Source organism: Alteromonas sp. BZK5 (assembly GCF_014349115.1).
In the GTDB taxonomy this organism is placed as follows: domain Bacteria; phylum Pseudomonadota; class Gammaproteobacteria; order Enterobacterales; family Alteromonadaceae; genus Alteromonas; species Alteromonas macleodii.
On record NZ_JACSOE010000270.1, the window covers coordinates 1 to 1,189 of the forward strand.

Annotated in this window: 2 protein-coding genes; both read right to left on the reverse strand. The window is 48.5% G+C overall.

Annotated elements, in window-relative coordinates:
* Positions 1-527, reverse strand: a 527-nt coding sequence (locus tag BIZ39_RS21875; RefSeq protein ID WP_187448126.1) for an alcohol dehydrogenase catalytic domain-containing protein, incomplete at its 3' end; no start/stop codon positions are given.
* A gap of 22 nt (positions 528-549) precedes the next feature.
* The coding region (locus BIZ39_RS21880; protein WP_187448127.1) for a zinc-binding dehydrogenase at positions 550-1,189 on the reverse strand (640 nt) is incomplete at its 5' end.

Sequence of the window (1,189 nt, forward strand, 5' to 3'; positions counted from 1 at the left end):
CCCCCCAGAGCATTCACAATTTGAATCGCAGCCAATCCAACACTGCTCGATGCGGCGGTTATCAGTACTGCATCGCCTTTTTGCACGTTAGCAATTTCGACCAAAGCGCCATAAGCTGTCAGGTACTGCATCCAAGCTGCTGCGCCTTCAGCAAAGGTTAGCCCTGCTGGTTTGAGTGCTACATATTCACTTGGTACGACAATCTCTTCTGCGTAGCAGCCGTTCTGAGAAAGCCCCATCTGAGGGACAATACAAGCCTCGTCCCCAAGGCGTAAATGATTTACCTCTTCCCCGACTTCAATGACTATCCCGGATGCTTCATAGCCGATTCGCGAAGGGAAGTCAGCCTTTTCTATATAGCGGCCTCGCCTAAACATGGCATCAGCACGATTGAGCCCAACAGCTTTGACCGCAATACGTACATTAGTGGCCTGCAAACTTGGACTCGCCAGCGAGTCAATAGTTAATACCTCGGGGCCACCCAATTCATAGAAACGAACAGTTCGAATTAGTTTTCTTGAGCTCATATGCATCCTCAACAATGACTTTTTAAGCAATTACATCAATAACGACTTTACCCATGGATCCCAACTCTACGGCATTATGTGCATCCATTGCCGTGTCTAGGGAAAAGCGTAACGGGTCGAGTAGTGGCTTAATTTGTCCAGCTTCAACAAGAGCCGTAATTTGCCGCAGAATGTCACCATGATGTTTGCGCCCCTCTCCGCTGAGCTGTGGATGTAACACAAAAATCGCTGACAATGTTGCAGAGCGTAATGACGACGGTGCCAGGTTATGTGAGCTGAATGCAGCACAGCTTAAAATATGTCCATAATGTGCAATGATATCTAATGAGGCATCGAGTACAGAGCCACCGACAGTGTCGTAAATGATATCGAATCCTTTGTCTTGGGTGTATGCGTCCACGTACTCAGCAGGGCTTGCAGTGTGATAATCAATTGGCGTGGCACCAAGCGCCTTGAGCCGTTGTTGTTTTCCAGTCGATGCAGTGGCATAAACGTCGGCTCCTAAGGCCTTAGCAATTTGCACAGCTACATGTCCAACTCCGCCAGCTCCACCTTGGATAAGAACTTTCTGGTCCGCTTTAACATTCGCCTTGTCAACCAAACCTTCCCAAGCGGTAAGTGCAACCAGAGGTAAAGCCGCAGCTTCACGCATGGACAAATTT